Here is a 26,250-nt window from a genome sequence, read left to right on the forward strand (position 1 = left end):
TTGGCATGGACTTCCCCTCCTGTTGGCGTTGATGTAGTTCGACACTCCATCATGGCACTTCGATGCCGACTCGCGGCTTCCGCCGCAGCCTCGGGACGGGGAAGTCCCTTTCATTCGGATAGGTCCGACGCGGACCTTGTTTCCCTTGCCTTCGTCTTACCTGGCACGGCCGCTGCATGCGCAGGTCGCATAAACGAAGGTCGAGTACCTCCTGCACCCTTGCGCCGGTATTGAACATCAGTGAAAACAACGCGTAGTCACGCCGACCGGCGGCGGTCGTTCGATCGACCGCATTCAGCAGCGCCTCAACCTCGTCCTGCTCGAGATATTCGATCGGCGCTGACCGCGCCCCGCGTTTGAATGGAATGCTGAGGATTGCCTGCGCCACCGCCAGATGTTCAAGACGTTCAGTTGCCAAGAACCGCGCGAATGTATGAATCGCGGCAAGCCGGGCATTACGCGTGGCAATGCCGTTGTGCCGGTCTCGCTCGAGAGGTGTCAGGAACTGTCGGACCGATTCGGCGGTGATCGCCGCAAGATCCAGACGTTCAATGCCGCAGTGTCGCTTCGCACTAAGAAATCGCATCAGAAGCACCAGCGTGTCGCGATAGCTATGGATCGTGTGCCGGCTCATCCCTCGCAACGTAGGTAGATAATCCTGGAAGAATCGGACAAGACTCCGTCCGAGCTCACCGGAGCAAGGACGCCGTTTCATCATTGCTCTCCCTGAACAAGATAGCCAAATCGTTTCGCGAACCTATCGCTCGCCAGCTCTCGGAGTTCCGGAATCCAGTGCAAATGGTAGGCAGTCGATACGATTGATACATGACCCATGTAGAGTGCGAGCTTTGGCAGGTTGGACTGGACGTCCGCCCCGTGACGATACCATCGCATCAGGGCTTCAATTGCAAGGGAATGCATAAAGTCGCGAATACGGGGAACCCGCCCGTCGGCATCCCGGAAGCCTGCTTCTTGCAGTAATCCCGTGATACCTTCATGCAATCCCGTTCCAGGGTAGCCCCGCAGACCATGGTGCATATTGCACAGTAACGGTGACGACGGCGTAGTGTCGAGAGGGGTAGCGAGGCGGCGCGTGAGGTAGCGGCGCAGTTCTAGCCGGGCACCGCACGAAAGCGGAACCCATCTCGATTTGTGAAACTTTGATTCGCGTATGTGCAGGACTCCAGCGTGCGCGTCTACATCGGCCAACGTTAGCCGTAGCAACTCCCTTCGCCTCAGCCCGGCGGTGCACAGCAGCACAAGCGCCAGGCGGAGGACATACGGCCTTAGTGGCGATGTCGCCGTGGCCTGACGCGTGTATGCAAGTTCGAGTACGCTGAAGAGTCTGGCGGCGAAGATGCTTGCTGGTCTGGTCGACAAAGCGCTCAAGGCGGCGCTTCGAACAGGCGCTCGACAGGACGCCGGTAACCGTCCTCAGGTGGTGCTCGACTGTATCAGGAGCGAGTCCGCGCAGATCAATGAGATGGGATCGGTATTGCGAAATGAGCGAGTCGAACTGGCTCGGTTTAGCCACCGGAACGAAGAGACCTCGATCGCATAAAAAGCGTTCTGCCGCTCGCTGCGTGGCGAGGTATAAGGTGTCGTGCGACCACGGTGCGAACCAGCGGGACAGCGCAGTCGAAGTAATCGGTAGGCTGGTGCCAGCCGCTACATGGTTATAGACAAGAACCTCACGGAAACGGCGTACGTGGTGCCGTGCGCAAATGCGCGTATAGCCGGGCTCGACGACCCACGCCGAAAATTTGCGGACTAGCGGTCCTTGCGGGCCGGCAGCATAAAGCGGCCAATCGCGGGGAAAGAGAAATTCCAGCATGTGAATCTCCCATTCAAGTGAACGGAGGAATCACAATAGCTCGTTCCAGTTATGTGTAGTTCCGCCGCCTCAAAATCCCATCGGCCGAGGGTCCAGGCAGTTGACTCTACATAACGAGGTCCTGCACATAGGTCGAGGATGATCAAATCGGAGCGATCGAGCTTGGCCAGCGCGGAAGGTAACTGCAGGCTTTGGCGCGCGGCCTGCAGCTTCTGAACGAGCTCGCTGGTACGCGTGAACATCACGCGGTAGCCGACGTCGATCAATGCGTGACCGATAGCCGATCCCACGTGGCTTTTTCCGATCCTAGGGGGGGGCGAACAAGAGAACCGTGGCGCCTTTCCAGCCATGACTCTCCGGTGGCCAGCGCTGTAACATGCACTTTTGAGAACATCGGCACGGCGCCGAAGTCGAAGGCGGCGAGCGTCTTGGTCGGGTCCAGATGCGACTCGGTACGGTGCCGCTCGATGCGTCGCTTAGCGCGTTCGGCCAGCTCGTGCTCTAGCAGTGCGCCGAGCAGGCGTGCGGCCGGCTAGGCTTCCTTATCCGAGCGCTCAGCAAACTCGGGCCACAACCTGCCGATCGTTGGCAAACGCACCTCGTTGAGCATCAGGGCCAGGCGGCCACCATCATGCGCGGGCGCGTTCACGCTGGCCACCTTTTCGAGCAGTTCGTGATAGACGGCAACGGGCGGCATCTGAACCTCGACATCGGGACATTGCGCCTCACGGGGTGCGTATCGGTCACGCAGCGCCTTGAGATCGGGAAGCTCGCCGGTTTCCAGCATCGCATCAAGCTGCCCGGCCAGTACGGCCTGCGCGCCATGCAGGCCCGCGAGCTCAAGCAGGCCGACCATCGTCTTACATGCGTCGCGTTGTGACAGGCGGGCATCGAGTTGCTCCCAGTTTCTGCGGTAAGCCGCGCGTCTTCCAGGCACACCACAGGTGAGCGCAATTCTGAGATCTTGGTGCCGAAATCCACGTCCAGGATGTCACCGCGGGTCGGCATGTACAGAGTCGCCCAGACGGCGAACGGAGAAATGGTGCCCATCAGATCGGACACCGTATGATTGTCGCGGCACGATACGGACCCAGGTCCGCGCCAGCTTCCTCTACGGCCACGCCCGCGCGGTCAGTGAGATGAATTAACAACTGCACGTCGCTGTCGTTGCGATCACGTACCAGAACGTGATCAGGCACACGACGCAGAACCGCTCGGGTTGCCTCAGCGATACCCGGCTTCACGCGATTCAAGTTGGAGATGTCAAAGCGAGTTGCCAGCGAGGACACCGCGTCATCAGCGGACGCTTGGAGTTCCAATCGCTGTTCGTTGGTCCATGGAGTTGCGGGATGAACCTCGCCCAGCGCCCCGCGTTCGGCCTCGATCTTATTGATGAACTCTCGGGTTACATCATGCTTAGGCAGGTGGTCGTATGTCACGCAACCATGAAGCCCGCCTTGAGTCGGCCAGATGGTGCGGGATACTAGGCCGGACACGGTCGCGCCGAGGATGCCAGACGGAATTACCCAGTCCTCTGCAGAGCCAGCTAGCCAAGCGCGGCCGCAGGGGTCTGCCAGAACAACGAGGCGAGGATCTTCTGGGAAGCGCTTGTCGTCGTCCAAGGTGCGCTTGAGCTCACCGGAGATTGCGCCTTTTCCGGTCCAACCATCCACGAAGACGATCTTTTCGGGACCGTGCAGCTGGATGACGGCTTCCAGAGCCACCGTGTCGATACCGCGATCGCGAATGATGCTGACGCCGTAGTGGTGAGCATCGCGGCCCATTTCGACGAGTGCCCGGCGCAGCAGGACGCCGAGGGGTACGCCTGCGCGAACAAATGAAACCAGGGCGATGCTCGGCCCGGTGTAAGCGGCACTCAATGCCAAGGCCAGGGACTGAACATTGGAAGCCATACGAGCGCCGTTCTGCGCCAGGACATGGGTGTGGAAACGCTTGTGCACGTCGGTAGGAGCCTGCTCCAAGCTTATCATCTCGGAGTAATGTTTCTGATTCGTCTGGATCAGAAGTTCCTTTTCGTCAACGTTAGTGACGCTCAGCGGCACGCGCTGCAAAAGGAAATGCACATCTTCAGGGGCGTAGCTGCCGCTGCCGACGGTGCTCAGTGTGGCGAGAAGATTAGTCATTGATGAGCCCCTTCACTACGGTCGCCAGTTGACTGTGCGCCGGCGTCGACCACATATGACAGTGGTCCATGAACCCCAGGTCGGAGATGCTGTCACCGAAGCCTAGGACTGGCCGCTCGCCGTGGATCTCACGGTCGCGACGCAACCATTCTTGAACGGCGAAGCGCTTTTCCAAACCCTCAGGCAGGAAGGCGAGGTTGTTGCCGTTAACATGGGTGTGCATGCATTCCAACATGCGTCGAGATTGAACTTCGGTCAGCAACTCGGTGAGCACCGAGTCGTTGGACTCGTTGTGCTTGGTCACGACGTAGTGGCGCAGACCTTTCTCTCCAACTACCCAACTGCGCACGGAGTAGCCCAGTTCTTTGCCGATTTGCAGGGTGGCTTCGCTCAGTGTCGACAGCCGGTCTTGAAAGGTCCGGAGCGACGCGGCCATCTGTCCGTGCCAGGTCTGGTCAGGCGATCCGTCAGGGCGGAGTATCACTCCACCGTGGGAGCAAATTGCGCCTTCGGTGAAAGGAAGCTTGACGCGGTTGTAGGCCTCCACGCTGCGTGCGGTAACCGGAACGACATCGGCTGAGGCCAGCAGCCAGTTGATGAAGAAGTTCTGGACCGGGTTCATGTACCCGTTGGGCTGCCCATGCACGTCCAGAGTGGCGATGATTCGTGGTGTGGCCTCCTCCATCTTGCCTGCGGTCTGGATCAGGGTGTCGTCGAGATCGACGAATATCAGCGGACGGTTACTGCTCATCGAAAATTATCTCCGCATTCAGGACATCAACCAGTTCTGCAGGGAGCGCTTGCGCCGGGGTTTCCGTGCAGATAAGAACTCGGTCGAACTGACCGGGCTTCACGTTGTAGAGGAAGTGCGGAATACCGAGGCCATAGTTGTCAGGAAACGACAGCACGTGCTCGATCGCGTGGCCCAGGGCCACAGGGGATCTCGTGGTGGAGCTGAAGTAGACGTCTGCCCCGGCTCGCTCCGCACGCTCCGCCAGCAGGAAGGGACGCCAGACGAACTCACCGGTACCAACTATGACTACGTTCTCGCCGGGCCGGATTTGAATGTCCGGTGCGAGCGTGTCCTCCACGCGGCGAACGCCCAAGCGCCCCCAGTCATTGCGGGGTGAGAGAGGCCATTCGCCTATAGAAACGGCACCGACGCCTGGCATATCCGGCAGGGGCGCGGACTGATCTTCGTGGAACTGATACGACCCGCTCAACAAGGATACGGCGGTGGTCGACTCTCCGATGGCCTTACTCACAGCACCCGCAGACCAGTCCGTCAGGACGCACGTGACCACTCGCTCGATCTTCTTCAGGCCGGCTTCGATTAGTGCGCGGTGCAGGTTGAGAAAGGTCTTGCCGGTAGAAGCCTCATCGTCCACCAGGACTAAGGATCGGGCCTGAAGCATCAAATCACGAACCTCGGGATCGACCGGCAGGTGGATTAAGTGGGTGCTGGCATGACTGTGCTCTTCCTCGAATCGAGCAAAGAGGTCGGTACCCAAAGGATGACGGGTACTGGTGAGGTACACGCTATCGGAACGCGTTGCACTATAAGCACGGTACACGCCGGCACCGAGGCCAACTGCGGTTTCGGCCACGCCGATTACCAGCACTGGGCCGGGCAGGTTCGCTGGGATCTCGCTGACGAGGCTCTCGAAACTGGCAGCCATGATCGATGGGCGCGCCGGTATGTAGCGTCCCAGAACTTTGGATACAAAGAGAAATGCCCGCTTTGGATTCCGGCGCTCCGCGAAACCGAACAGGTTAGCCGCAGGCAAGGTGGCGGCGTCGACTTTGACCTCGAGCAGTCCCCGCTTCAGTTTAGCGCGTAGGAACGTGGGTACTACATTGCTATCCATGAACTGCTTCCTAGTTTGATGCGAGGTCGTCGAGGACCTAACTGGCTGTTGAAAATTGCCCCGTTGTGACAACCGCGGCACTGTTTAAAATGATGGTATGCAATTCGTCGCTGAGTTGTAGATGGAGCGTCCGGATTGCACCACAGGCGAGTGCGCCAGCCAGCGCATTTTCGCGCGGTGGCGGCGCCTGGGCGACTCATTGCGCTGTCCTTGCGGCACCGCCGTCACTATTCCGGCCACTTGGCTCATGTTGCTAGCAGCATTGTCAGTTGAAGGATTTTTTCGCGATAATGGCAACGGTCATAGCAAAGCGCAATATCACGGGATTGCTTATTTCGCCAGCGAATACAGTTGCTCAACGGCAGATGATTGAGTGCCGCGAATGCATTTCATCTGCCAATGCATGACTTCAATGCCAACCATAAGATGCGTGCGCAGCGAAAATCTTTGAATCCCAGCATAGGACGAGTGCGGCGCTTCATGGCACGGTAGTCCTGCTCTACAACATTGTTCAGGCATTTGTTCTGGCGGTCTGCTCGAGGTGGCGCAGACTCAGCCGATAGGCAACGTACCAGCGCAGGCATAGAAGGATTACGTCAAGTGGATAATGCAGGCGCTTGAGCACCTTCGCCACTGCGGGATTCAGGTTCTGCCTCATTGGTCAGATCGTCCGTCTTTGGGACTCGTATCCTCACCTCCGTGTGAGATGGACTTCCGGAAATGACTGATGCAATTTTCGCGCCGGACGGACGGTCATATTGACACAACACAATTCCGAACTGCCTGTTGCAAATGTCCAACATTTGTCGCGGATCGGACAATTTCGGAGATATTGCAACGCAATTCAACGGGATAAGGTAAGGTGACCAATGAACGCTTGATTGCATGGGTGCATTGTTGCTTAGTTTCGGTTCAGCACGGGGCTGCTCTCCTCATCATCCGCCAGGAAATCGCCGAATAGGCCGGGACCTGCGAGGTAAGCAACTCGCGAAGACCCTTCTCGACAGCTGATGGAGTCGATTGGTATTTGCTATCCAAATTATGGCGGTACCATAATGGACAAGACAACGAGCCATTCCTGACTGGCGTTGCGCACGCAACAGCCATGGTTCTGCGAAATCCCCTTGGACCTTGTTCGGCACCAACGTTTCTCTGGGGCGGCTAACCGCCAGGGCAGGCGTGAGTTCCATCACTGCGTCCTTGAACCCGATGGGTGTCTGGTGCGATGCGGTTCGCAACCAGCTTGAGAAAACGGGTGCGATATCCGGCCCTGCAGGCAAGGCGATAGCATAACGGAACCAAATTCGCAGGATTGCAATGACGATGAAAAACCGATCGTCATTGCTCGCAGCGGCAGGAAATCGTTCAGGTTGTATGGAATTGAGCGTTTTTTTCTACCTTTGTTTCTTACTCTTTGGGGCGGTGCGGCGGTCGGGTGTCGGTACCCCTCGAGGTACCGAAGCAGACGATCGACAGCTTCCTGCTCGCCCTCGATTGCAGCGCGTTCGTCATCAGTGAGAGGAGTTTCCTGCAACATCCGGATCATGCCCGTCTTCGAAGAGAGCAAGTCGGCTTGGGACGATTTCTTCGGAACGTAGAAGTCGCAACGCACACACGCCATGCGGTGTGGACATTGATCGAAGAACTCATATGAGTACAGCCCGTGACCAAGGTCATAGTACTTCCACTGCTGGTCCGTGTGCCGATCGTCGATCGCCTGCCGGTCAATGAGCACCTCCATCATTCGAAGGTTGCGCTGGAAGTACTGTGCTTCAGAATGAGCTCTGGCCAGCTTTGTGGGCGTGATTGCGACGTAATGCTGGGTCGTTGCTGGCGACCGATGACCAAGCCACGCTTGCAGTTCGAACAGGGACATTGGTTCCCGCGCGTTAAAGAGCTGGCTCGCGATGGTCGAGCGTGCCCCTGTGGCTGCTGATCTGTCCGCGAGCATCCACGCAAGGAATGCCTGCCCTCCGGCAAAGCAAGGGGATGAGATGTCGGTTCAGGTACTGGCGTGGTATCGCCCTTGCACGATACGAGAAGAGGAAGTCAACCTGCTCTCCGGTTTTGACGTCGAGCGCAGCCGGTTGTACGGGACGTACTCGCTCCCACGCCAATATTGCTTCTCCGACGACCGAGTCAATCGGTTTGGTAAATGCAGTTCCGGTCTTGTGAACCGGAACGTCGAGCATCCGGCATTGGTGTACCTGGTTGCCCTATCGATGTTTCTTCACGTACACAGCCAACTCTTAGCCGTACGATCTCCTCACTACTTAGTGCGGCGAAGAGAGTGCGCCATTCGAATGCAAAGGGTATAAGCAAGCCCAAAGCGACAGAAATAGACAGCTTTCCGCTGAAGTCGCGAGGTTCCTGACAAATGGAGCGATGTCGGCCGTGCGCTTTCTGTTGAGATAGAAGTCGAGCATCTGCTCGACCTGGAGATGAAGACGCAGGATGCACCCAATATCATCTTCCGTTTCTGCCGCAAGAATCAGGGGATCTGCGTCGAGAAGAGTGCCTAAATCTAGATTGACGGTTGTTGGTGTGTTGTTCATTGTTGTTCTCAAAGAGGGGGCGGAAGCCCCGGCGACACTTCCGTAGCGGGCGCAGTCGCCGTGTCAGGCCCGGCGAGTGTCAGTTATCGGCATCGTCGTCCGAATGCATGGCAACATCATCTTCTTCCGGCTCGGGCTGGGCCGGTTCTCCGGCGTGTCGTCGAGCAGGTACATGACCCGAATTAGCAAGGACTTTCCCGATCTCGTGGCATAGCGATATGCCAGGATGGTTGGTGCTGGACAACCCATCTGAGAAGGGGAAAGTCATGGACAAGATTACTCGTATCGGCGTGGATCTGGCCAAGAACCTGATCCAGGTGCACGGCGTGGACAGCATGGAACGCGTGGTGGTCAGGAAAGCCATCTCACGGCAGAAGTTTCTCGAATGGTTTGCCAACCTTGCGCCATGTCTGGTCCCAATGGAAGCGTGCAGCGCAGCCCACTACTGGGGGCGCAAGCTGCGCGACTTGGTCACGAGGTTCGCCTGATTGCGCCGCAATTCGCTGCGCCATACTGCAAGGGCGGCAAGCACGTGAAGAACGACAGGCTGGATGCCGAGGCCATCTGTGAGGCCGCGGGGCGACCGCATATGCGCTTCGTGGCCGTCAAAACGGCAGACCAGCAAAACGTGCTGTTGCTGCACCGGATGCGAAACGGTTTCGTCGAGGAGCGTACCGCGCTCGTCAACCGGTTGCGCGGTGAACTCGTCGAGTTCGGCGTGTTCCTGCCGCAAGGCATCAATGCATTTCGTGCCCGCTTCGTCGAGGCACTGGAGGACGGGGCCGCTGAACTGAACGATGTCGCGCGCACTGCGCTGGCACGAGGTCGGGAGCACCTGCAGGCCCTCGACCAGCAAATCGCCTGGTGCGCGCGCAGGTCGCCACGCACGTGAAGCAAGACAGCAGCGCGCAGCGCGCCATGGCGATCATCCGCTGCCAGGCCCGTCCAAGCGGGATCTGCGTGTCCGCCGGCAGATCGACCGCCTTGTTCGGGTAGCGCTCGCGCAGCAAGGCGAGCGCATCCATGACGGGATGGGCGGTCTGCGCCTGGAAAGGCAGGTCCAGCAGCTGTGCAAGCAGTGCATGCGCCACGTGCCGCTTCGAGACGAGCTGTGCCCGCATCAGGCGGGTCCGACTGGGCGCATCCTGTTTGAGGACTGTGTCCGCCAATTCGCACAATTGCCTGGCAAGCACATCGCGTGTCAGGTCCCTGTTGCCTGCGAGCGCCTTGACTGCCGTGGCAAATTCGCGCAGCTGCGCCTTCAGATCCGGGCGCGAGGCGGCGCCCCGATCGTTGGCTATCCTGATCGCCTTGCGGACCCAGTCGCCGAGCATCGACAGGAGCTGGTCGGTTGCCGAGCACAACGCGTAGCGCATGAAGCAGGCGGCCTAGAGCCGCCGTATGGCCGGCTGGATGCGGTGGCTCACCGAGGGTTTGCGGTCCGCGCAGCGCCGCGCATAATGCCGAACGATAGCTTCGTTGCATGTGTCGGGGCACTGCACCCGTACACCGAGCTCGACCAGATAGTCGAGCTTGAGCAAGAGTTCGCTCATCTGTCGCGTCGAATTGCGCAGCGGCACCGGCCACAGCCATTTCTGCAGGCTCGATGCCTCGCCATGGGGCTTCGGCAGCAGCTTGCCCCAACGATCCAGTGTGGCTTCGACGTCCTGGATGGCCTGCACGATCAGTTCCCGCAAGGTGCGATCGCGCGGCAACAGGATGGACCGCATCCCGAGATAGGTCTGCCGCCAGTGTTCCATCGCCGTCCGCTCCGCAGCCGAAAGGGGAACCGCTCAGCGTATGCCAACAATATCGCCTTGGCAGTTGGGGGCGAGGCACTGCGGGCCTCCGGGGAAGACAAACAGCAAGCTCTTGATTTCACGGAGACTTAATAAAGGGCTAGACCGCAAAGCCTTGTCAGGTCTGGAGCCCGCTAACCCGGTAAACGGCATCAAAATCACGGGGCCCCCAGTATGCAAGCGAGAACGACCGTGCGTGGTTGAAAAAAGACTTCACGTGGTATGCAGCATGAGCAAGGGAAATTGTTGGGACAATAAATGGAGCGTGTGTGGTAGCGCTAGTACGCCAATCACGATGAGGCTCGGCGCGATATCAACCAGTACATCATCGCTTTCTACAATCCAGTGCGCTTGCACTCCACGCTGGGTTATCTGTCGCCCGCCGCCTGCGAGGCGAAACCGACAGCGAAAGAAGCTATCTGCCTGTCCGAAATTTATTGACCCATGCATCAAGACAGCGGACGTGCCGCCACTCACACCGCGACTTAACAATGCAACTCTTACGGGGCATCATCTCGACGACGTAGCCGTCGCTCAGGTCACGGCGCCGCGCGTGGCGAATTCAGGCGCACGCCAGGTTTCTTCGGTAAGCACTTGGCGCAGATGCTCAACGGCATCCCACACATCCACGTGGCGCGTATACAGCGGTGTAAAACCGAAGCGCAACACATGCGGCTCCCGATAGTCGCCGATCACGCCGCGCGCGATCAACGCCTGCATCACCTCGTAGCCGTGCGGATGCTCGAAGCTCGCGTGCGACCCGCGTTGCGCATGCGCGCGAGGCGTGACGAGCGTGAGCGGAAATTCCTTGCAACGCGTCTCGATCAGTTCGATGAAAAGGTCGGTCAGCGCAAGCGACTTTTGGCGGATCGCCAGCATGTCGGTTTGCAGGAATACATCGAGTCCACATTCGACCAGCGCCATCGAAACCATCGGCTGCGTGCCGCACAAAAAGCGGCCGATGCCGTCGTCGGCGATATATGTCGGGTTCATCACAAACGGCGCACGATGCCCCCACCAGCCTGACAGCGGCTGCTCGAACTCACTCTGATGACGATGCGGCACCCACGCGAACGCAGGCGAACCGGGACCGCCGTTCAGATACTTGTATGTGCAGCCGACCGCGCAATCCGCGCCGACACCATTCAGATCGACGGGCACGGCGCCCGCCGAGTGCGCGAGATCCCACAGCACTAGCGCGCCCCTGTCGTGAACCAGCTTCGTCAGTGCGGCCATGTCGTGCATGTAGCCAGTGCGGTAGTTGACGTGAGTGATCATCGCGACGGCGACGTCGTCGGTGATCGCCGCGGACAGCTCGGACGGATCGTCGACGAGGCGAAGTTCATAGCCGCGATCCAACTGCTTGATCAGCCCTTGCGCGATATACAGATCAGTCGGGAAATTCGAGCGTTCCGACACGATCACGCGGCGCTTCGGGTCGCGCTTGTCCTGCATCCGCAGAGCTGCCGACAACGTCTTGAATAAGTTGATCGAAATCGTATCGGTGACGACGACTTCGTTGTGCGCTGCACCGATTAGTGTCGCAAGCTTGTCGCCCAGTCGCCGCGGCAGCGAAAACCAGCCAGCCGCGTTCCAGCTGCGGATTAGCCCTTCGCCCCATTCGGCGCCGATGACGGTCTGCGCCCGCTGTGCAGCCGCGACGGGCGGCACGCCGAGCGAGTTGCCGTCCAGATAGATGACGTTCGGAGAGAGCGCGAACTGGTCGCGCAAGAGTGCGAGGGGGTCGGCCGCATCGAGTGCGAGTGCTTCTTCACGTTGATTCATGATAGTCCGCTCTTGTCATTCGAAAGAGGGCGCGTTCGTGCGGAACGCGGTGATGCGGTTGCATTGGTTTCAATGCCTGCGTACCGCAGGTTTGTTGCACAAATGACGCCGGAAAAACACCATCCCCGTTACCTCGCAATCTTGAATACCGACACGGCGTCCTGCAGCCTGGTGGCCTGCTCATCGAGGGAAAATGCCGCCGCAGTGGACTGCTCCACCAGCGCAGCATTTTGCTGGGTAACCTCGTCCATCTGCAGGACCGCCTGATTCACCTGCTCGATGCCTCGGCTTTGCTGCTCCGACGCGATAGCGATTTCACCGACGATGCCTGAGACCTGCTTGATCGCCTGCTTAACATCATCCATCGTCACACCGACCGCGCTTGCCTGCTTCGCCGCGTGGTCAATCGCTTGGACCGATGAATCGATCAACTCCTTTATTTCCTTCGCGGCTGCAGCCGAACGCTGTGCAAGGCCGCGCACTGCACTCGCAACGACGGCGAAGCCCCGACCTTGATCACCGGCGCGCGCCGCCTCCACTGCAGCATTCAGCGCAAGAATATTGGTCTGGAAGGCAATCCCTTCTATAACAGCCGTAATTTCCGAAATCTGCATCGAGCTGCTGTTCATCTTTCCAATCGCACGGACCATATCCTGCACAGCATCGTTGCTCTCGTCGGCTATGACGGCTGCCTTCATTGCGAGATGATTGGCTTGCGACGCGTTGTCAGCATTCTGTCTGACTGTCTCCGTCAGCTGCGTCATGCTGGCAGCCGTTTCTTCGAGCGACGCCGCTTGAGCCTCGGTACGTGCAGATAGATCAGCATTACCACTAGCAATCTCTCGCGACGTTACCGTTACTGCATCGGTGGTCGCGTGGATGCCAGTGATGAATTTCGCTAGCTGGCTGTTCATCTTCCGCAATGATTGCATCAAACGTCCGACCTCATCCCGGCCGTAACTTTCGATACGTGAGGTCAGGTCTCCGCACGCGACGGTCTCCGCCACGGAGACTGACTTACGCAGGGGAAGGACAATGGTCCTCGTGATCAAGAATGCGGTGAGAGAGCCCGTCGCAAGCGCTAGTCCAATCAACCCAATTGTGACTTCTACGGCCAGCCGGTAGTCCTCTGCTGCAGTGGTTCGAGCAATTTGGCTTCCGTTGCTGGTGAGTTGGACTTCCGCCTCGATCAATTTGGCGACAGCGGTGAACGCATCGGCAGCCCCCCCCGTCGCGAGCGAGCGGGCCGAGGCAAAACTTCCCTCACCCTGTTCGGAAAGCGAAAGCAGTCTGTTATCCATTTCCAGATAGGATTTCCACGCCTTCCGGGTTTGCTGGTTGAGCTGATCCTCTTTCGCTGACGAGATGAGTCGCCCATATGCTTCGATTTTCGCGTCGAGTGTGCGAAGCGCAAAGTCCCTCATGATGCGCTGGGATGCTTTTTGCACGGGATCCGTTTCAAGCACACTTCGTAGCGTTGACTTGCGAACGTTGTTTGCCCATGTACGAATGTCCCCAAGCACAGCGACTTTCGGCAGCCAGCTATCGGCAAACTGAACTGCCCCGTTGTGCACCCGAGCTGTCTGGAACAGGGCGACGGAGCCTGTCACGCAAAGAAGGATTAGCACGAGCGCAAAGCCAGCGCCAAGTCGGACGCCAATTCGGACGTTAGCAAGAAGGTTTCGCATAACGGGATCTGTCTGAGCGAAAATGCAAAAGCGCTGGAGTCCACGACCGATGGTGCCATTCCCGGTCGATTCCTCCAGCTTCTGCGGAAGACATCCTAGAACTTGTGCCGGATTCCCGTTACCGCCACGAACTGATTACCCGTTGAGGAGGCTGAGAAACCCGTGATGTTCGCGACCGCCGATTTGTCAGTAGAGTCCGTTCCCGTCGCATGCTGGTAAATCGCGGAAATATAGACGTCGGTCCGCTTCGACAGGAAATAATCGACACCTGCGTCGACCTGGTGATAGGCCGCGTGATTGACGCCGTAGCCCTTCGTATAGTCGTAGGAGATACCCAGATTCAGCGCGGGGGTCACGAGATACTTGAAGCTGACCTCAGCATTGTGGAACGCGGCGTTGCCATGATAGTGTAGCGAATTCAGGGCACTTAGTGCGCCAAGACCCCGGAACTGGGTGTTGGTGTACATGGCACCAAGCGTGGCCTGTCCTAGCTGATATGCTGCGCCCGCTGCAATGATCTGCTGCGTGCGCGCTGACGCATAGCCCGAATAGACGGTACTGGCAGTCATGTTCGACGCTGTCGTGCTGGACGTCGAATTGTTGCCGAAGAACGAGAAGTTCGGGTCTCGCACATTCAGGTATGCTGCGCCGAGGGAAAGCGGACCGTTGTCGTAACCTGCGCCGAGGGACCAGATCTGGTTGGTGCCAAGGTGGCCGGCAACGCCACCCAAGCTGTACAGTCCGCCGAATTTCAGGCCTGCGTAGTCGACGCTCCTGAACTTGATTGCGTTGTTCACCCGATTGGTGTTCTGGAGGTTGTCAAGATCACCGGGGTGCGCGCCATAGCCCGTTGCCCACTGTGCAGCGGATTCAAAGCGCGCCGTGTAATCCACTACCGCATCGTACTGGCGGCCCAGTGTGACGGAGCCGAAGCGATCCGATGCCAGTCCGACGTAGGCCTGGCGACCGAACAGGTCTCCGCCTTGCAGCAGTTTTCCGTTGGTCACGCTAAAGCCGTTCTCGACGGTGAACAGCGTCTTGAGTCCATTGCCGAGGTCTTCGACGCCACGCAGCCCCCATCGGCTGCCTTGCATGTTGCCGCTCGCCAGCGTGTAGAGCTTTTGACCGCCGGAATTATTATTGAAAGCGAAGCCCGCATCGACAATGCCATACAGCGATACGCTGCTTTGTGCGTAGGCGTGACCAAATAAGGACATTATTGCCGCGCCGGCAAGCAGACTCTTTCTCACAGTGATCTCCAGGTGAATTTGAACAGACGGAATAGACGCTTCGCGTGTGACCCGCGATGTCAGCGTTGGCGCACTCTACCGCCTCTGTTCTCCTGGCGTATTCGAAATCAAACAAACTCGCTTTGCGCCTTTCGCAAAGCTTTGCTATGCCGTGGGGGGATGCCGATCGTTTGTCCGCTGCAGGTCTGCGACCAGATGATCGAGACAGAGGGTGGCGAGCCCGGTCAATGGGCGCGTCGATGACGTTTTGACCTGCAGGCGACGCTGTTGCAGCAGTGCATTGGCGAACGGGATTGCGACCAGACCGTCGGAATCCATGCGGTTCGCGACCGAGACAAAGCCAGTCAGCATGATGGCGTTCGGAATCACCTGGGTAAACCGGTACAGTGACGCGACGTAGCGGCTCGTGATCGGTGTCACAACCTCAAATCCTTCAACGTTGCAGGCGATGTCAAACAACTGGCGAACCGTCGTACCGGTGTCCTGCAACAAAACCGGGTAGAGGTGGAGGTCTGGCAATGTAAGCGATTTTTGACCCGCAAGCGGGTGGTCTCTCGACATCAGCGCCATGACGGGCGCGGGAAGCGTAAGACGAGCAACCACATCCGGTTCGGGCTTCAGGCTGAACGAAAGCGCGATCGACGCATCCCCATCGACCAGCATGCGGCTTGCGTTATCAGACGATGTGACCTCGATCACGACCACGGCCTCTGGGTACAGCTTGTAGAACGCTGCGAGCGAGTTCGGCAGGAAATCGAGGGCAAAGCCTTCGGTGCATGCAATCTTGATCTTGCGCTGTCGCCGCCTCTGGTCGCCTTGAATCGCGCTCATCACGGCCTCGGCATCCGTAAGGCTATTTTGCGCATAGCGCAACAGCATTCGGCCAGCGTCAGACAGCACCATGCCACGCGCGTGTCGTTCGAAAAGCGGCGCGCCGACGTCGCCTTCGAGCTTCGCGATATGGCGGCTCAACGCTGATACAGTTGCGCCGAGCTTTTCGGTGGCAGCCGTCAGCGATCCACTCTGTGCCACGACTGAGAAGTAATACAGCGACGAATCCAGCAGGTTGCGCATTTCGGACCTGGCATACAGGGTTGCGATTTCCGCAAATATACGTTGATTGATTGCGAATACAAAAGATTGTTTACCCGGGTACTCTGGGGACATCGATTCTTTGATTCCAGAACATGAGCCGCTCAGAAGCCATCTCGCACGTCTCCCGTCACTTCGAAAGCGGAGCGTTCCAAGCGGTATTGCGCCGTCGCGTCGGCCTTCGCACGGAGAGCCAGAACCCGGATGCACAGGCTGCGCTGACTGGCTATTTGTCCGACGAGATCGCTCCCGCGCTAGGCGCTATGGGATTCACGTGCGACATCGTGGAAAACCCTGAAGCAGGCATGCCGCCGATGCTGATCGGCGAGCGCGTGGAAGCGGTCGGACTGCCCACGGTGCTGATCTACGGTCACGGCGACGTAGTCAACGGCGACGCAGCCAACTGGACAGACGCGCGTTCCCCGTGGGAGCTGTGCACAGACGGGGACAGCTGGTACGGCCGCGGCACGGCAGACAACAAGGGGCAACATTCGATCAATCTGGCGGCTCTTGCGTCGGTACTTGCCACGCGCGGCAGGCTTGGCTTCAACGCGAAGGTGATCATCGAAATGGGGGAAGAAGTCGGGTCGCCGGGACTCGACGCGGTATGCGCGCGGTATGCGGACCGGCTGGCTGCCGATCTGCTCATCGCCTCCGACGGACCGCGACAACGCGCTGCTGCACCGACGATGTTTCTTGGGTCGCGAGGCGCATTGCATTTCCGGCTGCGCGTGTCGAATGCATTTGGCGCGCGTCACTCGGGCAACTGGGGCGGCGTGCTGGCTAATCCCGCGACCGTGCTGGCGAATGCGCTTGCGAGCCTTGTTGATGGCAGTGGCCGGATTCGCGTCAACGGCCTGTTGCCGCCGCCGATTCCGCCGCGCGTGCGCGAGCTCGTCGCGAGTCTCGAAGTGGGTGCCGACGAAGGCGATCCGCCGTTGTCACAGGGGTGGGGCGAACCCGGTCTTAGTGATGCGGAGCGGGTGTACGCATGGAACACGCTGGAAGTGCTGGCGATGCAGGCAGGCAACGTCGGCCGGCCAGTCAGCGCGATTCCGGGCAGCGCGGAAGCGGTGTGCCAGTTGCGCTTCGTGGTCGGCACGGATTGGTTGAACGCGCGCGAATTGCTGATCGCGCATTTGCGCCGCGAAGGTTTCGAGAACGTCGACGTGACGATCGAAGCGTCGGGCAGCGCGACGCGGCTCGATCCTGATCATCCGTGGTCGAAGTGGGCGGAAGCCTCGATTGCAGCAACCTCTGGCAAGCCGGTGACCATCCTGCCGAATCTCGGCGGCACGATCCCTAACGAGTGCTTCGCGACGACGCTGGGTCTCGCGACTGTCTGGATCCCGCACTCTTATCCGAACTGCCGCCAGCACGCTCCCGATGAACATCTGCTGGGGAGTGTTGCGCACGAGTCGCTGCAAATCATGGCCGGCCTGTTCTGGGATATGGGGGAATCGGGGCACACGGTTCGCGAGACGCTCCGGGCTTCGACGAAGCGCTAATGGCAGTAGTCCCACTCTCAAGCAGTCTTTCTTCCGGGTCTCAAGATCATGCAATCTGTTGCTACTGAAGGACGTGCTGTGCGCCAGGACAACCGGCCACTGAAGCGCCTTATCGTCGCGAGCAGCGTCGGCAACGCGCTCGAATGGTTTGACTTCGCAGCGTATGGCTTCTTCGCCGTCACGCTGTCGAAGCTCTTTTTCCCCGCGCATGACGAAACGGTGTCGCTGCTGCTGACCTTCGGCACGTTCGGGCTTTCGTATATTTTCCGTCCGCTCGGCGCGCTGGTTCTCGGACGCTATGCGGACCGGCACGGCCGCAAGGCGGGACTGCTCGCATCGCTTTGGCTCACCACGCTCGGCACGCTGATCTGTGCGCTGATTCCGACCTACGCAAGCATCGGCCTGGGCGCGCCCATTGGCCTCATGCTGGCGCGCGTGCTGATCTCCTTTTCGACAGGCGGCGAGTTCGGCAGCGGCACCGCGCTGATGATCGAACAGAAGTCCACACGAAAGTCTTTCCTTGGAAGTTGGCAGTTTTCGAGCCAGGGTATGGCCACAGTGCTTGCTTCGTTCGCGGGCCTCGCACTCAGCAGCCAGCTTTCGACGGATCAGATCGAAGCGTGGGGATGGCGCGTTCCATTTGCTTTCGGCCTTTTGGTAGCGCCCGTCGGTCTCTATATTCGCCGTCACATTGACGACACGCTGCAGCCTTCAGCGGCGAAACATGCAGCGCCCATTCGAGATCTGCTCGTGAGTCACAAGGGGCGCGTCCTGCTTGCGGCAGGCATCATGGCGGTGTCCACGGCGGCCAGTTATCTGATGATTCTCTTTATGCCGACGTATGCCGTGAAGCAGTTGCATCTGCCAGCGTCGACGGGTTTTGCGGCGACGGTGCTGACGGGCGCGATCCTGATGGTGTTAACGCCGTTCATGGGGCATCTCGCCGACAAATATGGACGCAGCCGGATGATGACGGTCTCCGCGCTTCTCACGCTGCTGACCATCTATCCCTGCTTCCGATGGCTACTGGCGGCGCCCTCTCTGTCAGTGCTGATGTCGATAATGATGCTGGCGGGCGTGTTGAAGGCAATCTACTTCGGTCCGCTCGCAGCGGTGCTGTCGTCGCTCTTTCCCGCCTCGCTGCGCAGCACGGGACTCGGCTTCAGCTATAACATCGGCGTCATGGTGTTTGGAGGATTCACGCCGTGGCTCGTGACGGCCATGATCGGCTGGACGCATGATCCCGTATCGCCGAGCATCTATCTGATGGGCTGCGCCGTGCTCAGCCTCGTATGCATCGGCATCTATCATCGGTTCATCGTCAAACACATCTAGTTCGAAGCGAAGCGCTGACATGACTTTATTTTCTACCGCGCAGGACAGTGACTTCAGTGGCTGGATGATGTACCACTCGGTTGGTGTATTCCCCGGCCAACGGGAGGCCGTGACGGCGGCGCTCGCACGCTTCACATCCGACTGGTATGCACCCGACGAACGACGCTGGAGCGTCGGGCTCGGTGCGCGTGACGCGCTGCTGTCGAACTGGGCGACGCTGATCGGCGCAGACGCCGCGCACGTATTCGGCGCGCAAAATGTCACCGACGTCTTCGCACGTTTCATCGACGGTCTCGACGATGCGGCCTTGCGCGCACGCACGGTGCTGATTGCCGCCGACTGTTTTCCGAGCCTGCACTTCCTGTTGAACGGTGTTGCGGCACGGCGCGGCTTCACGTTGAAAACGGTGCCGGTGCGCGCCGGTGAAGCCTACGTTCGCGACGAGGACTTCGTCGCGGCGTGGGATGCGCATGTTGGGCTTGCGCTGATCACGTGGGTATCGTCGCTGACGTCCAAACGCGTCGATCTGGCCGCGCTCGCTGCGCACGCGCGAACCACGGGCAGCCTTGTCGCGGTCGACATCACGCAGGGCGCGGGCATCCTGCCGTTCAATCTGCGTGAGATACCGTTCGATTTCGTCTGCGGCTCCACGCTCAAATGGCTGTGCGGCGCGCCGGGATCGGGTCTTGGGTATGTCGCGCCGCATCTGCTGACGTCCGCCGTCACACCTTGCGTGCGCGGCTGGTTCAGTCAGGCCGACCCGTTCAACTGGAACCTCGATGCGTTTTCGTATGCGCCCGACGCACGCCGGTTCGACACGGGCACACCGTCGCTGCTGCCGTTCGTCGCATCGAAGCCGGGCTTCGACTGGCTGCTTGCGCAGCCGCCGGGCAAGCTGCGCGCGCAGAACCTGTCGTTGTGCCATCAACTTGTCGAAATCACCGACGGTCTCGGCTACGCGCTGTTGTCGCCACGCGACGATGCATCTCGCGGTGGCAGTGTCATGGTGCGGACGCCCGCACATCTGGATCCTCAGGAGGTCGTGGCGAAGCTCGCTTCGCAGCATATCCTGGTCGACTCGCGCGGCCGCACGTTGCGTCTGTCGCCCGGTGCGTGCACGACGGTGGCGGGCATCGAACGTCTCGCTGCGCGGCTGCCGCGATGAAAGCGAAAGCGCCGCATGTAGTGCGGTCAAATGCGCCGCGCGCAGAAGGCGTGTCGTGCGTCCTGACGGGGCCGCCCCGGATGCCAGTTGCTGCACCGCTGCATTTGTGAAACCCCGCTCTTCAGCTCAGGATCATGATCATGACCAGTCCATCGTTTCTTCCCGCTCCGCTGACCGGTATTCGCGGCTTTCTCGTCCCGATGTCGTGTACCGATCTGGCCGCGACGACGCAGTTCTTTATCGAACATCTCGGCTTCCGCATCGATGCCATTTTTCCCGCTGACAGTCCTCGCACGGCGATCCTGTCGGGCTGCAATATCAGGTTGCGCCTCAGTGTAGACCTCGTCGGCGGGGTGACGAAGCTCGACGTGCTGTGCGACGACGAGTTTCAACTCGGCGACGATACGCGAACACTGACCGCGCCGAACGGCGTCGAGGTCAGGCTCGTCCCGGCCGAGCCTCGCATGAAGCAGCCTGTCAACAGACAGGAACTCGTGTTGTCTCGTGCGCAGGATGGGGCACCGTGGACCGTCGGTCGTGCGGGCCTGCGTTACCGCGACCTGCTGCCAAACCGGCACGGAGGTGCGTTTATCGCATCACATATTCGGATCCTCGGTGGCGGCCCCGTTCCCGATTACGTGCACTTCCACAAGATCCGTTTTCAGACGATTTTCTGCCGCAAGGGCTGGGTTCGGGTCGTCTACGAGGGGCAAGGCGATCCGTTCATTCTGGAAGCGGGCGATTGCGTGCTTCAGCCGCCGGAGATCCGGCACCGCGTGCTGGAAAGTTCGGCCGGGGCAGAGGTGATCGAAATCGGTAGTCCGGCCGAACATATCACGATGGCCGACCACGATATGGCGCTTCCTTCGGCTGTCTATGATCCCGCCCACGATTTCAACGGTCAGCGCTTTGTTCGGCATGTCGCAAAGAACGGCACGTGGAGTCCGTGGAAATCGCCGGGTTTCGTCGTAACGGACACGGGTATCGGTGCGGCAACGAACGGCCTCGCGGGCGTGCGCGTGGTGCGCCCGCAAGGCGAGGGCAAGGTCGTTTCGCGCATGCACGATACGGAGTTCTGCTTTTTCTTCGTGCTCGCAGGAACTCTCGATGTCGTGCAAGGCGACGACCAATGGCATCTTCGAGCAGACGACAGCATTGCGATCCCCGGCATGCTTCCCTATGCGTTTAAGCACTGCAGCGCCGATTTGGAACTGCTCGAAGTGACCTTGCCAGCCGACTTCTCACTCGCGTGAGCAGTCGCTCGTGTTCGAGCACGAGATCGTCGCCGTAGTTTGAGCGCGTGATTCCCGTTGCGCTCGATGTGACCGGGGGGGAGGGTGTGGCTACGCTGCGCGTTCCGCCTCGGGTCTCGCGTTGCCTGTCAACAATGTGCGCGCATGAACCGCCTGCGGTCGTTTATCGCGGTGCAGAATACTGACGATGTGCGGGCCGAAATGGAAGTCAATTACTTCGGCGTTGCGACACCAAACGCTTTCACTGCGCCGCACGCGTTCATGACTGACATGCTCGCCGCGACGGTGTCCCCTTCGCGCACCTTGGCGTTATTGCGGAGCGTGCTCGATACGAGCGGCCGACCGTCTCTGGCATCCGGACGGCGAGGAAGATGCCACCGTCATGCCGCGCCTCGTCGAGGTATACGGCCAGCAGAAAGCCGAGTGGATGATGCATCGGCTGCGCAACCTGAACGTCTATCCGAGCCTCGTTTTCATGGATCAGATCAGCTCTCAGTTGCGCATCGTGCGTCCAGTCGCCTGGAACAAGACGGAAGTCATCAGCCAGTGCATTGGCATAAAAGGCGAATCGGATCAGGATCGCGAAAACCGCATTCGTCAGTTCGAAGATTTTTTCAATGTCTCGGGAATGGGCGCGCCGGACGATCTCGTGGAATTCCGTGAGCAGCAGCGGGGCTTCCAGGCGCGCCTCGAGCGCCGGAGCGACATCTCGCGCGGCTACCACAAGTGGGTGTCAGGTGAAACGGCGAATACGCGCTTGCTCGGCATTGCGCCTGTGCTCTGCGGCACGGAGCTGACGCAGGAGGGGCTTTACGTCAATCAGCATGGCGCCTGGCAGGCGTTTCTCATGAGGGGCCTCGCACAACAATCGAACGTCGGGAAGGAAGCCATGAATCATGGCCGTCACGCAAACGCTACAGCAATCGGTCGAGCAATTTCTGTATCGCGAGGCCGAGCTTTGCGATGCGCAGAGTTGGGACGAGTACCTCGAGCTCTTCGACGAAAACAGCACATTTCACGTGCCTCAATGGGACTCCGAGCACGTGTACACGACCGACCCGAGGCGCAGCATGTCGCTGATCTACTACGCGAACCGAACGGGGCTCGAGGACCGTGTGTTTCGGCTGCGCACTGGCAAGTCTGCGGCCTCCACGCCGCTGCCACGTACACCTGCATCAGATCACCAACGTGCGTATCGCCGAATGTGAGCACGGGGAACTGGAAGTGAAGGCCAACTGGGCGACCTTTTACGCGCGGCACGGCGTGGCTGAACACTTCTTCGGGCGCGCTACCTACCAGCTGCAGCCTGCGGGCGGTAGCTGGAAGATCGCACGCAAGCACGTGCTGCTGCTGAACGACACGATCAACGCCGTGCTCGACTTCTATCATCTGCAGGCGGGAGTGCGCACAATGATCCATAAGGTCGCGTTCAGTTTTGCCGACGGCAAAACGGTGTTCTTCGACGTCCGTTCAGGCGAAATCCTCCTCGACGCCGCCCTCCGCAGCGGCGTGAACATTCCACTCGACTGCCGCGAAGGTGTGTGCGGGACCTGCCAGGGACGCTGCGAGTCGGGCAGCTACACGCAGGATTATGTCGGTGAAGAAGCACTGTCTCCGGACGATCTTGCCGTGCGTAAGATCTTGTCCTGTCAGACGCGCGTGCAGTCCGACGCCTCGTTCTACTTCGACTTCGATTCGAGCCTATGCGGCGCGGGGGGGAAGCGGGTGCTCACGGGCCAGGTTTCCGGCATCAGGCAGGTATCCGAAACGACGGCGATCCTGGATCTGGACGCAGGCGCTCACGCTGGACGCCTTGATTTTCTGCCGGGGCAGTACGCCCGCCTGAAGGTGCCGGGCACGGACGTGTGGCGTTCATATTCGTTCGCCAGCCGGCCCGCCCGCCGACGACAACCAGTTGCAGTTCCTCATTCGTCTGCTGCCCGACGGAGCGATGAGCAACTACATGCGCGAACGCTGCAGGCCAGGGCAGACGATTGATCTCGAGGCACCGCTCGGCACGTTCTATCTTCGGCAGGTGGGGGCGGCCGCTCGTGATGGTGGCGGGCGGAACTGGCCTGTCCGCATTTCTCGGGATGCTTGATGATCTCGCTCACAAGGGGGGCGACCAGAAGGTGCATCTCTACTATGGTGTGACGAACGCGCGCGACCTGTGCGAACTCGATCGTTTGGGCTCTTACGCACAACGCATCGCAAACTTCGCGTGCGACATCGTGGTGACGAATCCTTCTGACGGGTGGCAGGGAAGGACTGGCCTCATTCCGGAGCATTTCGACCGCGGGATGATCGAATCAAACCCCTTCGACATGTACGTGTGCGGTCCGCCTCCGATGGTGGACGCTATCAGGGCATGGCTTGCGCGCGAAGGCGTAGGCGACCACCGACTCTACTACCAAATTCGCGGATAGCAACGGCGCGCAGCAGGTCCCTTGAGGTGGCGGCGCAGCACCCATTCAGGGTCTTTTTGTATTCTTTTCCGCGCCCGGGGGGGTTTACTATCGAGTGACCATCAGCCCTCAGTGACACGCCATGTACGCGCCTGCTCTCAACGACAGCCAAGGTATTGACGCGCTGCGTCACGACCTCGAAGGCGCGCAGGAATGGATGGCGTCGATCTGCGGACCGCATCGGTTGCAGGTACGGAGCCCGAAGAAACTGCAGTTCCACCATTCGGGCACGGTGTTGCGGTCGATGGCGAGCTCGTTGGGGTACGTGGAATACGGCACCGATGTCACCGTTTCCATACATAACGAGGCGCCGCTCAACTGCTATAGCCTGAGTCTGCCGCTTACCGGGCAGCAGGAACTGGCCGCGCATGGTCGTTTGTGGCTATCGGACCGGGACAACGGCCTCGTGTTGTCGCCGCATGAGAGGCAGGACCTTACGATCATGGGAAACTGCCGGAAGATCATCGTTGCGATCCCGAGCCAGGCCCTGCGTCAGGTGCTTGAAGATCTTCTGCGACGGCCGGTTGGTGTCCCGTTGACGTTCGAGCCGCAGATGAATGCCGCCGACGGCGATCAGGCAGCCTGGTGGCGCATGGTCAAGTTTCTGCTGAACGAGATGGGCCACGCCGCGCCGTTGCTCAATCATGAGCAGATGGTCGGAAATCTCGAGGAAGCGTTGATCAAGGGGCTGTTGCTCTGTCAGTCGCACAACTACTCGCAGGCGCTCGCGGGGGCCATGGGCCCCTCATGTCCGCACTATCTGTTGCGAGCGAAGCAGTTCATCCACGACAACGCCCGTGAGGACATTGCGCTCGAAGACATCGAGCGCGCGGCCGGTGTGTCGCGCCACAAGCTGTTTGGTGGCTTTCGGCAACACTTCGGGCATGCGCCCATGGCATATCTGAAGTGGCATCGGCTCGAAGCAGTGCGGCGTGAGATTCTTTCCGACTGCTCCGAGCGTAACGTTTCTTCCATTGCGATGAGCTGGGGGTTTTCGCATCTCGGACGCTTTTCCAACGACTACAAGGCGCGTTTCGGCGAAACACCGTCGCAAACACTCAAGCGGGTGACAAGACGCTAAGTGAATATTAATTGCGTGTAGATTGCCAACTGTGATGACTGAGAGACAGTAGAGACGTCGCTCCGAGGTATACAGCGCCGTGGACCGCTCTGGCGTCATCCAGTACTGCTGGCTCGAGGAATTCGAAAATCATCATTGCGATTAATGAGGACGAGGACAAGGACGAGGAAGCGTCAATTTTTTGGTAGCAGTCGTCGGCCTTTTCGTGCATGTGTGGACCCGCCGCCTTTTGCAAGCTTCTTTTTCGTGATGCCGAAACGGTCTGCATGCATGTATCCGGCTTGCCAGATGGGCGGTTGCCGAAGCACGCCCGCAGCCTTGATGAGATCCGCGCAGCCCGTCCTTAGCAACATCGCGGCTTGCCACGAGTGGCAGCCGGCACGAAAAACAGGCTTCAGGATGCTGGTTCAACCTATTTCGTCATCGCTTTGAGAAGCTTCGCAAACCTGGGTGGGGGCTCCTTACCGGCGGCTTTGGGAGGTTATGTTGCCGCGCTTCTCGTCATATAGGTCACTTCGCTACTGAGCAGCGCCTGGATGATCCGCGCATTCCTGTTGGCCAGGGCGACCTCTGCGCAGTTATGGCCCGCGTCGAGCCATCAGCTCTTGAAGCCAGATGCTCTGAGGATCAATTTTTTTGGGGTGCATAGCGCGGAACTGGCCGAGCACCATGAATGAGCAAGGTCCGCAGGTATGTGTCGCCGCGTCGGCTGTTGCCGTGCAGGCGAGGCTTGCCGCCAGACGAATACTGTCGAGGCATGAGGCCGAGCCAGGCGGGCAGATGCCGGCCGTCGCGAAACTGCCTGGCATCCCCGACCGCGGCGACAACGGCCGTCGCGGTAGCGGGCCAATACCAGGGATCTTGGCGATCTTCCTGCAGAGCGCGGATTTCTTCATGAACGTCTGGGTGGATGCCTCGATGAGATGAACACGTTCCTGGCGCGCATGTGCTGCAGAAGTTCGGTGAGCAGCGTCTGGCAAAAGGAAGTCAGTTCGTCTGCGCTCGTACGTAGGAGTTCCGGTATCGCGCGCCTGAAGGCTTCCGGTGAGCGCGAAATGGCCAGCCCGCGCTCGCCGAGCAGGCCACGTATCTGGTTGATCAGCGCAGTACGGTGACGCAGCAGGATTGCGCGCATGCGGTGCGCCGCCTGGATGTCCTGTTGCTCAACCGATTTGATCGTCACGAAGCGCATGGTGGGCCGGCTGGCAGCCTCGACGATCGCCTCCGCATCGTTGCGGTCGCTCTTGTTCGTCTTGACGAACGGTGCGACATATTGCGGGCTGATCAGCCTGACTTCGATAGTAAGCGGCTCGCGTGGGCCGCTCTCGACGTTATGCGCGTAAGTGAGGCATGCTCGGCGAGCGTGATTCTGTCTGTGCCTACCCGCAATCAGGGGATGGAGGCAGGAGGGTCGGCCTTGCCGCGCAG

21 protein-coding genes and 9 pseudogenes are annotated in these 26,250 nt (G+C 59.7%); 14 read left to right on the forward strand and 16 right to left on the reverse strand.

The features are described from left to right. Nucleotides 1-49: 49 nt before the first annotated feature. From AB4Y43_RS37165 to AB4Y43_RS37195, 7 genes and pseudogenes are all read right to left on the reverse strand, one after another. A complete protein-coding gene (locus tag AB4Y43_RS37165; RefSeq protein WP_368730060.1) occupies nt 50-634 on the reverse strand; it encodes a tyrosine-type recombinase/integrase in 585 nt (194 codons plus the stop codon). 80 nt (nt 635-714) lie between these two features. Next, complete coding sequence (locus tag AB4Y43_RS37170) at nt 715-1,389, reverse strand: tyrosine-type recombinase/integrase (RefSeq protein WP_368730061.1); 675 nt, start codon at nt 1,387-1,389, stop codon at nt 715-717. Between the two features lie 381 nt (nt 1,390-1,770). Beyond that, nucleotides 1,771-2,354, reverse strand: a pseudogene (locus AB4Y43_RS37175) (ATP-binding protein). Between the two features lie 129 nt (nt 2,355-2,483). Continuing rightward, nucleotides 2,484-2,753: pseudogene (locus AB4Y43_RS37180) on the reverse strand (IS21 family transposase); the annotation flags it as partial. Between the two features lie 130 nt (nt 2,754-2,883). After that, nucleotides 2,884-3,978, reverse strand: a complete 1,095-nt coding sequence (locus AB4Y43_RS37185) for a cysteine protease StiP domain-containing protein (protein ID WP_368661893.1) — start codon at nt 3,976-3,978, stop codon at nt 2,884-2,886. Beyond that, nucleotides 3,971-4,729, reverse strand: coding sequence for a trehalose phosphatase (locus tag AB4Y43_RS37190; RefSeq protein ID WP_342922284.1), 759 nt, complete (start codon nt 4,727-4,729; stop codon nt 3,971-3,973). The genes AB4Y43_RS37185 and AB4Y43_RS37190 overlap by 8 nt, the downstream gene beginning before the upstream one ends. Then, on the reverse strand, nt 4,719-5,846 hold the full coding sequence (locus tag AB4Y43_RS37195; protein ID WP_368730062.1) for a phosphoribosyltransferase domain-containing protein: 1,128 nt from the start codon (nt 5,844-5,846) through the stop codon (nt 4,719-4,721). The genes AB4Y43_RS37190 and AB4Y43_RS37195 overlap by 11 nt, the downstream gene beginning before the upstream one ends. A 121-nt stretch (nt 5,847-5,967) precedes the next feature. On the opposite strand from AB4Y43_RS37195, the gene AB4Y43_RS37200 reads away from it, so the two are divergent. Beyond that, nucleotides 5,968-6,219: a hypothetical protein gene (locus AB4Y43_RS37200; RefSeq protein WP_368661899.1), complete on the forward strand. Its 252-nt coding sequence runs from the start codon at nt 5,968-5,970 to the stop codon at nt 6,217-6,219. On the opposite strand, the pseudogene AB4Y43_RS37205 reads toward AB4Y43_RS37200, so the two are convergent. The 3 genes and pseudogenes from AB4Y43_RS37205 to AB4Y43_RS37215 form a co-directional block, all read right to left on the reverse strand. Beyond that, nucleotides 6,177-6,376 (reverse strand): annotated as a pseudogene (locus AB4Y43_RS37205) (DDE-type integrase/transposase/recombinase); the annotation flags it as partial. The gene AB4Y43_RS37200 and the pseudogene AB4Y43_RS37205 overlap by 43 nt on opposite strands. A 659-nt stretch (nt 6,377-7,035) precedes the next feature. Beyond that, nucleotides 7,036-7,722: a hypothetical protein gene (locus AB4Y43_RS37210; RefSeq protein ID WP_368730063.1), complete on the reverse strand. Its 687-nt coding sequence runs from the start codon at nt 7,720-7,722 to the stop codon at nt 7,036-7,038. Between the two features lie 397 nt (nt 7,723-8,119). Next, nucleotides 8,120-8,401 carry a hypothetical protein gene (locus AB4Y43_RS37215; RefSeq protein ID WP_342922286.1) on the reverse strand — a complete coding sequence of 94 codons (282 nt, stop codon included), beginning with the start codon at nt 8,399-8,401 and terminating at the stop codon, nt 8,120-8,122. Nucleotides 8,402-8,667: 266 nt separating this feature from the next. Here AB4Y43_RS37215 and AB4Y43_RS37220 point away from each other — a divergent pair. After that, a pseudogene (locus AB4Y43_RS37220) lies at nt 8,668-9,119 on the forward strand (IS110 family transposase); the annotation flags it as partial. 670 nt (nt 9,120-9,789) lie between these two features. Here AB4Y43_RS37220 and AB4Y43_RS37225 read toward each other — a convergent pair. Then, nucleotides 9,790-10,161: a hypothetical protein gene (locus AB4Y43_RS37225; RefSeq protein ID WP_368661890.1), complete on the reverse strand. Its 372-nt coding sequence runs from the start codon at nt 10,159-10,161 to the stop codon at nt 9,790-9,792. Nucleotides 10,162-10,417: 256 nt separating this feature from the next. Here AB4Y43_RS37225 and AB4Y43_RS37230 point away from each other — a divergent pair. After that, nucleotides 10,418-10,641, forward strand: a pseudogene (locus AB4Y43_RS37230) (IS3 family transposase); the annotation flags it as partial. A gap of 93 nt (nt 10,642-10,734) precedes the next feature. Here AB4Y43_RS37230 and kynU read toward each other — a convergent pair. The 4 genes from kynU to AB4Y43_RS37250 form a co-directional block, all read right to left on the reverse strand. Next, the gene (gene kynU, locus AB4Y43_RS37235; protein ID WP_368730064.1) at nt 10,735-11,985 is read right to left on the reverse strand and encodes a kynureninase; all 1,251 of its coding nucleotides are present in this window, start codon (nt 11,983-11,985) and stop codon (nt 10,735-10,737) included. A gap of 128 nt (nt 11,986-12,113) precedes the next feature. Further along, nucleotides 12,114-13,673, reverse strand: coding sequence for a methyl-accepting chemotaxis protein (locus AB4Y43_RS37240; protein WP_368661888.1), 1,560 nt, complete (start codon nt 13,671-13,673; stop codon nt 12,114-12,116). Nucleotides 13,674-13,768: 95 nt separating this feature from the next. Beyond that, nucleotides 13,769-14,923 (reverse strand): porin, encoded by a 1,155-nt coding sequence (locus tag AB4Y43_RS37245; RefSeq protein ID WP_342922290.1) that lies wholly within the window; start codon nt 14,921-14,923, stop codon nt 13,769-13,771. 144 nt (nt 14,924-15,067) lie between these two features. Then, nucleotides 15,068-16,090: a LysR family transcriptional regulator gene (locus AB4Y43_RS37250; RefSeq protein WP_368661886.1), complete on the reverse strand. Its 1,023-nt coding sequence runs from the start codon at nt 16,088-16,090 to the stop codon at nt 15,068-15,070. Nucleotides 16,091-16,110: 20 nt separating this feature from the next. Between AB4Y43_RS37250 and AB4Y43_RS37255 the strand changes: the two genes are divergently transcribed. The 11 genes and pseudogenes from AB4Y43_RS37255 (at nt 16,111) to AB4Y43_RS37305 (ending at nt 24,822) form a co-directional block, all read left to right on the forward strand. Further along, nucleotides 16,111-17,523, forward strand: coding sequence for a M20 family metallopeptidase (locus AB4Y43_RS37255; protein WP_368661885.1), 1,413 nt, complete (start codon nt 16,111-16,113; stop codon nt 17,521-17,523). A 48-nt stretch (nt 17,524-17,571) separates the two neighbouring features. Next, nucleotides 17,572-18,858, forward strand: a complete 1,287-nt coding sequence (locus tag AB4Y43_RS37260) for an MFS transporter (protein WP_342922293.1) — start codon at nt 17,572-17,574, stop codon at nt 18,856-18,858. A gap of 19 nt (nt 18,859-18,877) precedes the next feature. After that, nucleotides 18,878-20,023, forward strand: coding sequence for an aminotransferase class V-fold PLP-dependent enzyme (locus AB4Y43_RS37265; protein WP_368661884.1), 1,146 nt, complete (start codon nt 18,878-18,880; stop codon nt 20,021-20,023). A gap of 140 nt (nt 20,024-20,163) precedes the next feature. After that, entirely contained in the window at nt 20,164-21,276 is a 1,113-nt protein-coding gene (locus AB4Y43_RS37270; protein WP_368661883.1) for a cupin domain-containing protein, read from the forward strand. A 376-nt stretch (nt 21,277-21,652) separates the two neighbouring features. Beyond that, nucleotides 21,653-22,165 (forward strand): annotated as a pseudogene (locus tag AB4Y43_RS37275) (anthranilate 1,2-dioxygenase large subunit); the annotation flags it as partial. 7 nt (nt 22,166-22,172) lie between these two features. Beyond that, a pseudogene (gene antB, locus AB4Y43_RS37280) lies at nt 22,173-22,668 on the forward strand (anthranilate 1,2-dioxygenase small subunit); the annotation flags it as partial. A 105-nt stretch (nt 22,669-22,773) separates the two neighbouring features. Continuing rightward, nucleotides 22,774-22,881: pseudogene (locus AB4Y43_RS37285) on the forward strand (2Fe-2S iron-sulfur cluster-binding protein); the annotation flags it as partial. Between the two features lie 120 nt (nt 22,882-23,001). Then, nucleotides 23,002-23,274 carry an FAD-binding oxidoreductase gene (locus AB4Y43_RS37290; RefSeq protein ID WP_368730067.1) on the forward strand — a complete coding sequence of 91 codons (273 nt, stop codon included), beginning with the start codon at nt 23,002-23,004 and terminating at the stop codon, nt 23,272-23,274. Continuing rightward, on the forward strand, nt 23,192-23,377 hold the full coding sequence (locus AB4Y43_RS37295; protein ID WP_342950021.1) for an FAD-binding oxidoreductase: 186 nt from the start codon (nt 23,192-23,194) through the stop codon (nt 23,375-23,377). The genes AB4Y43_RS37290 and AB4Y43_RS37295 overlap by 83 nt, the downstream gene beginning before the upstream one ends. After that, complete coding sequence (locus AB4Y43_RS37300; protein ID WP_368730065.1) at nt 23,370-23,702, forward strand: hypothetical protein; 333 nt, start codon at nt 23,370-23,372, stop codon at nt 23,700-23,702. The genes AB4Y43_RS37295 and AB4Y43_RS37300 overlap by 8 nt, the downstream gene beginning before the upstream one ends. 121 nt (nt 23,703-23,823) lie before the next feature. Next, on the forward strand, nt 23,824-24,822 hold the full coding sequence (locus AB4Y43_RS37305; RefSeq protein ID WP_368730066.1) for an AraC family transcriptional regulator: 999 nt from the start codon (nt 23,824-23,826) through the stop codon (nt 24,820-24,822). A 481-nt stretch (nt 24,823-25,303) separates the two neighbouring features. Here the strand turns inward: AB4Y43_RS37305 and AB4Y43_RS37310 are convergent. Beyond that, nucleotides 25,304-26,119 (reverse strand): annotated as a pseudogene (locus tag AB4Y43_RS37310) (IS110 family transposase); the annotation flags it as partial. Nucleotides 26,120-26,250: the final 131 nt, after the last annotated feature.

It is taken from the genome of Paraburkholderia sp. BR10872 (assembly GCF_040965835.1).
Taxonomy (GTDB): Bacteria; Pseudomonadota; Gammaproteobacteria; order Burkholderiales; family Burkholderiaceae; genus Paraburkholderia; species Paraburkholderia nodosa_A.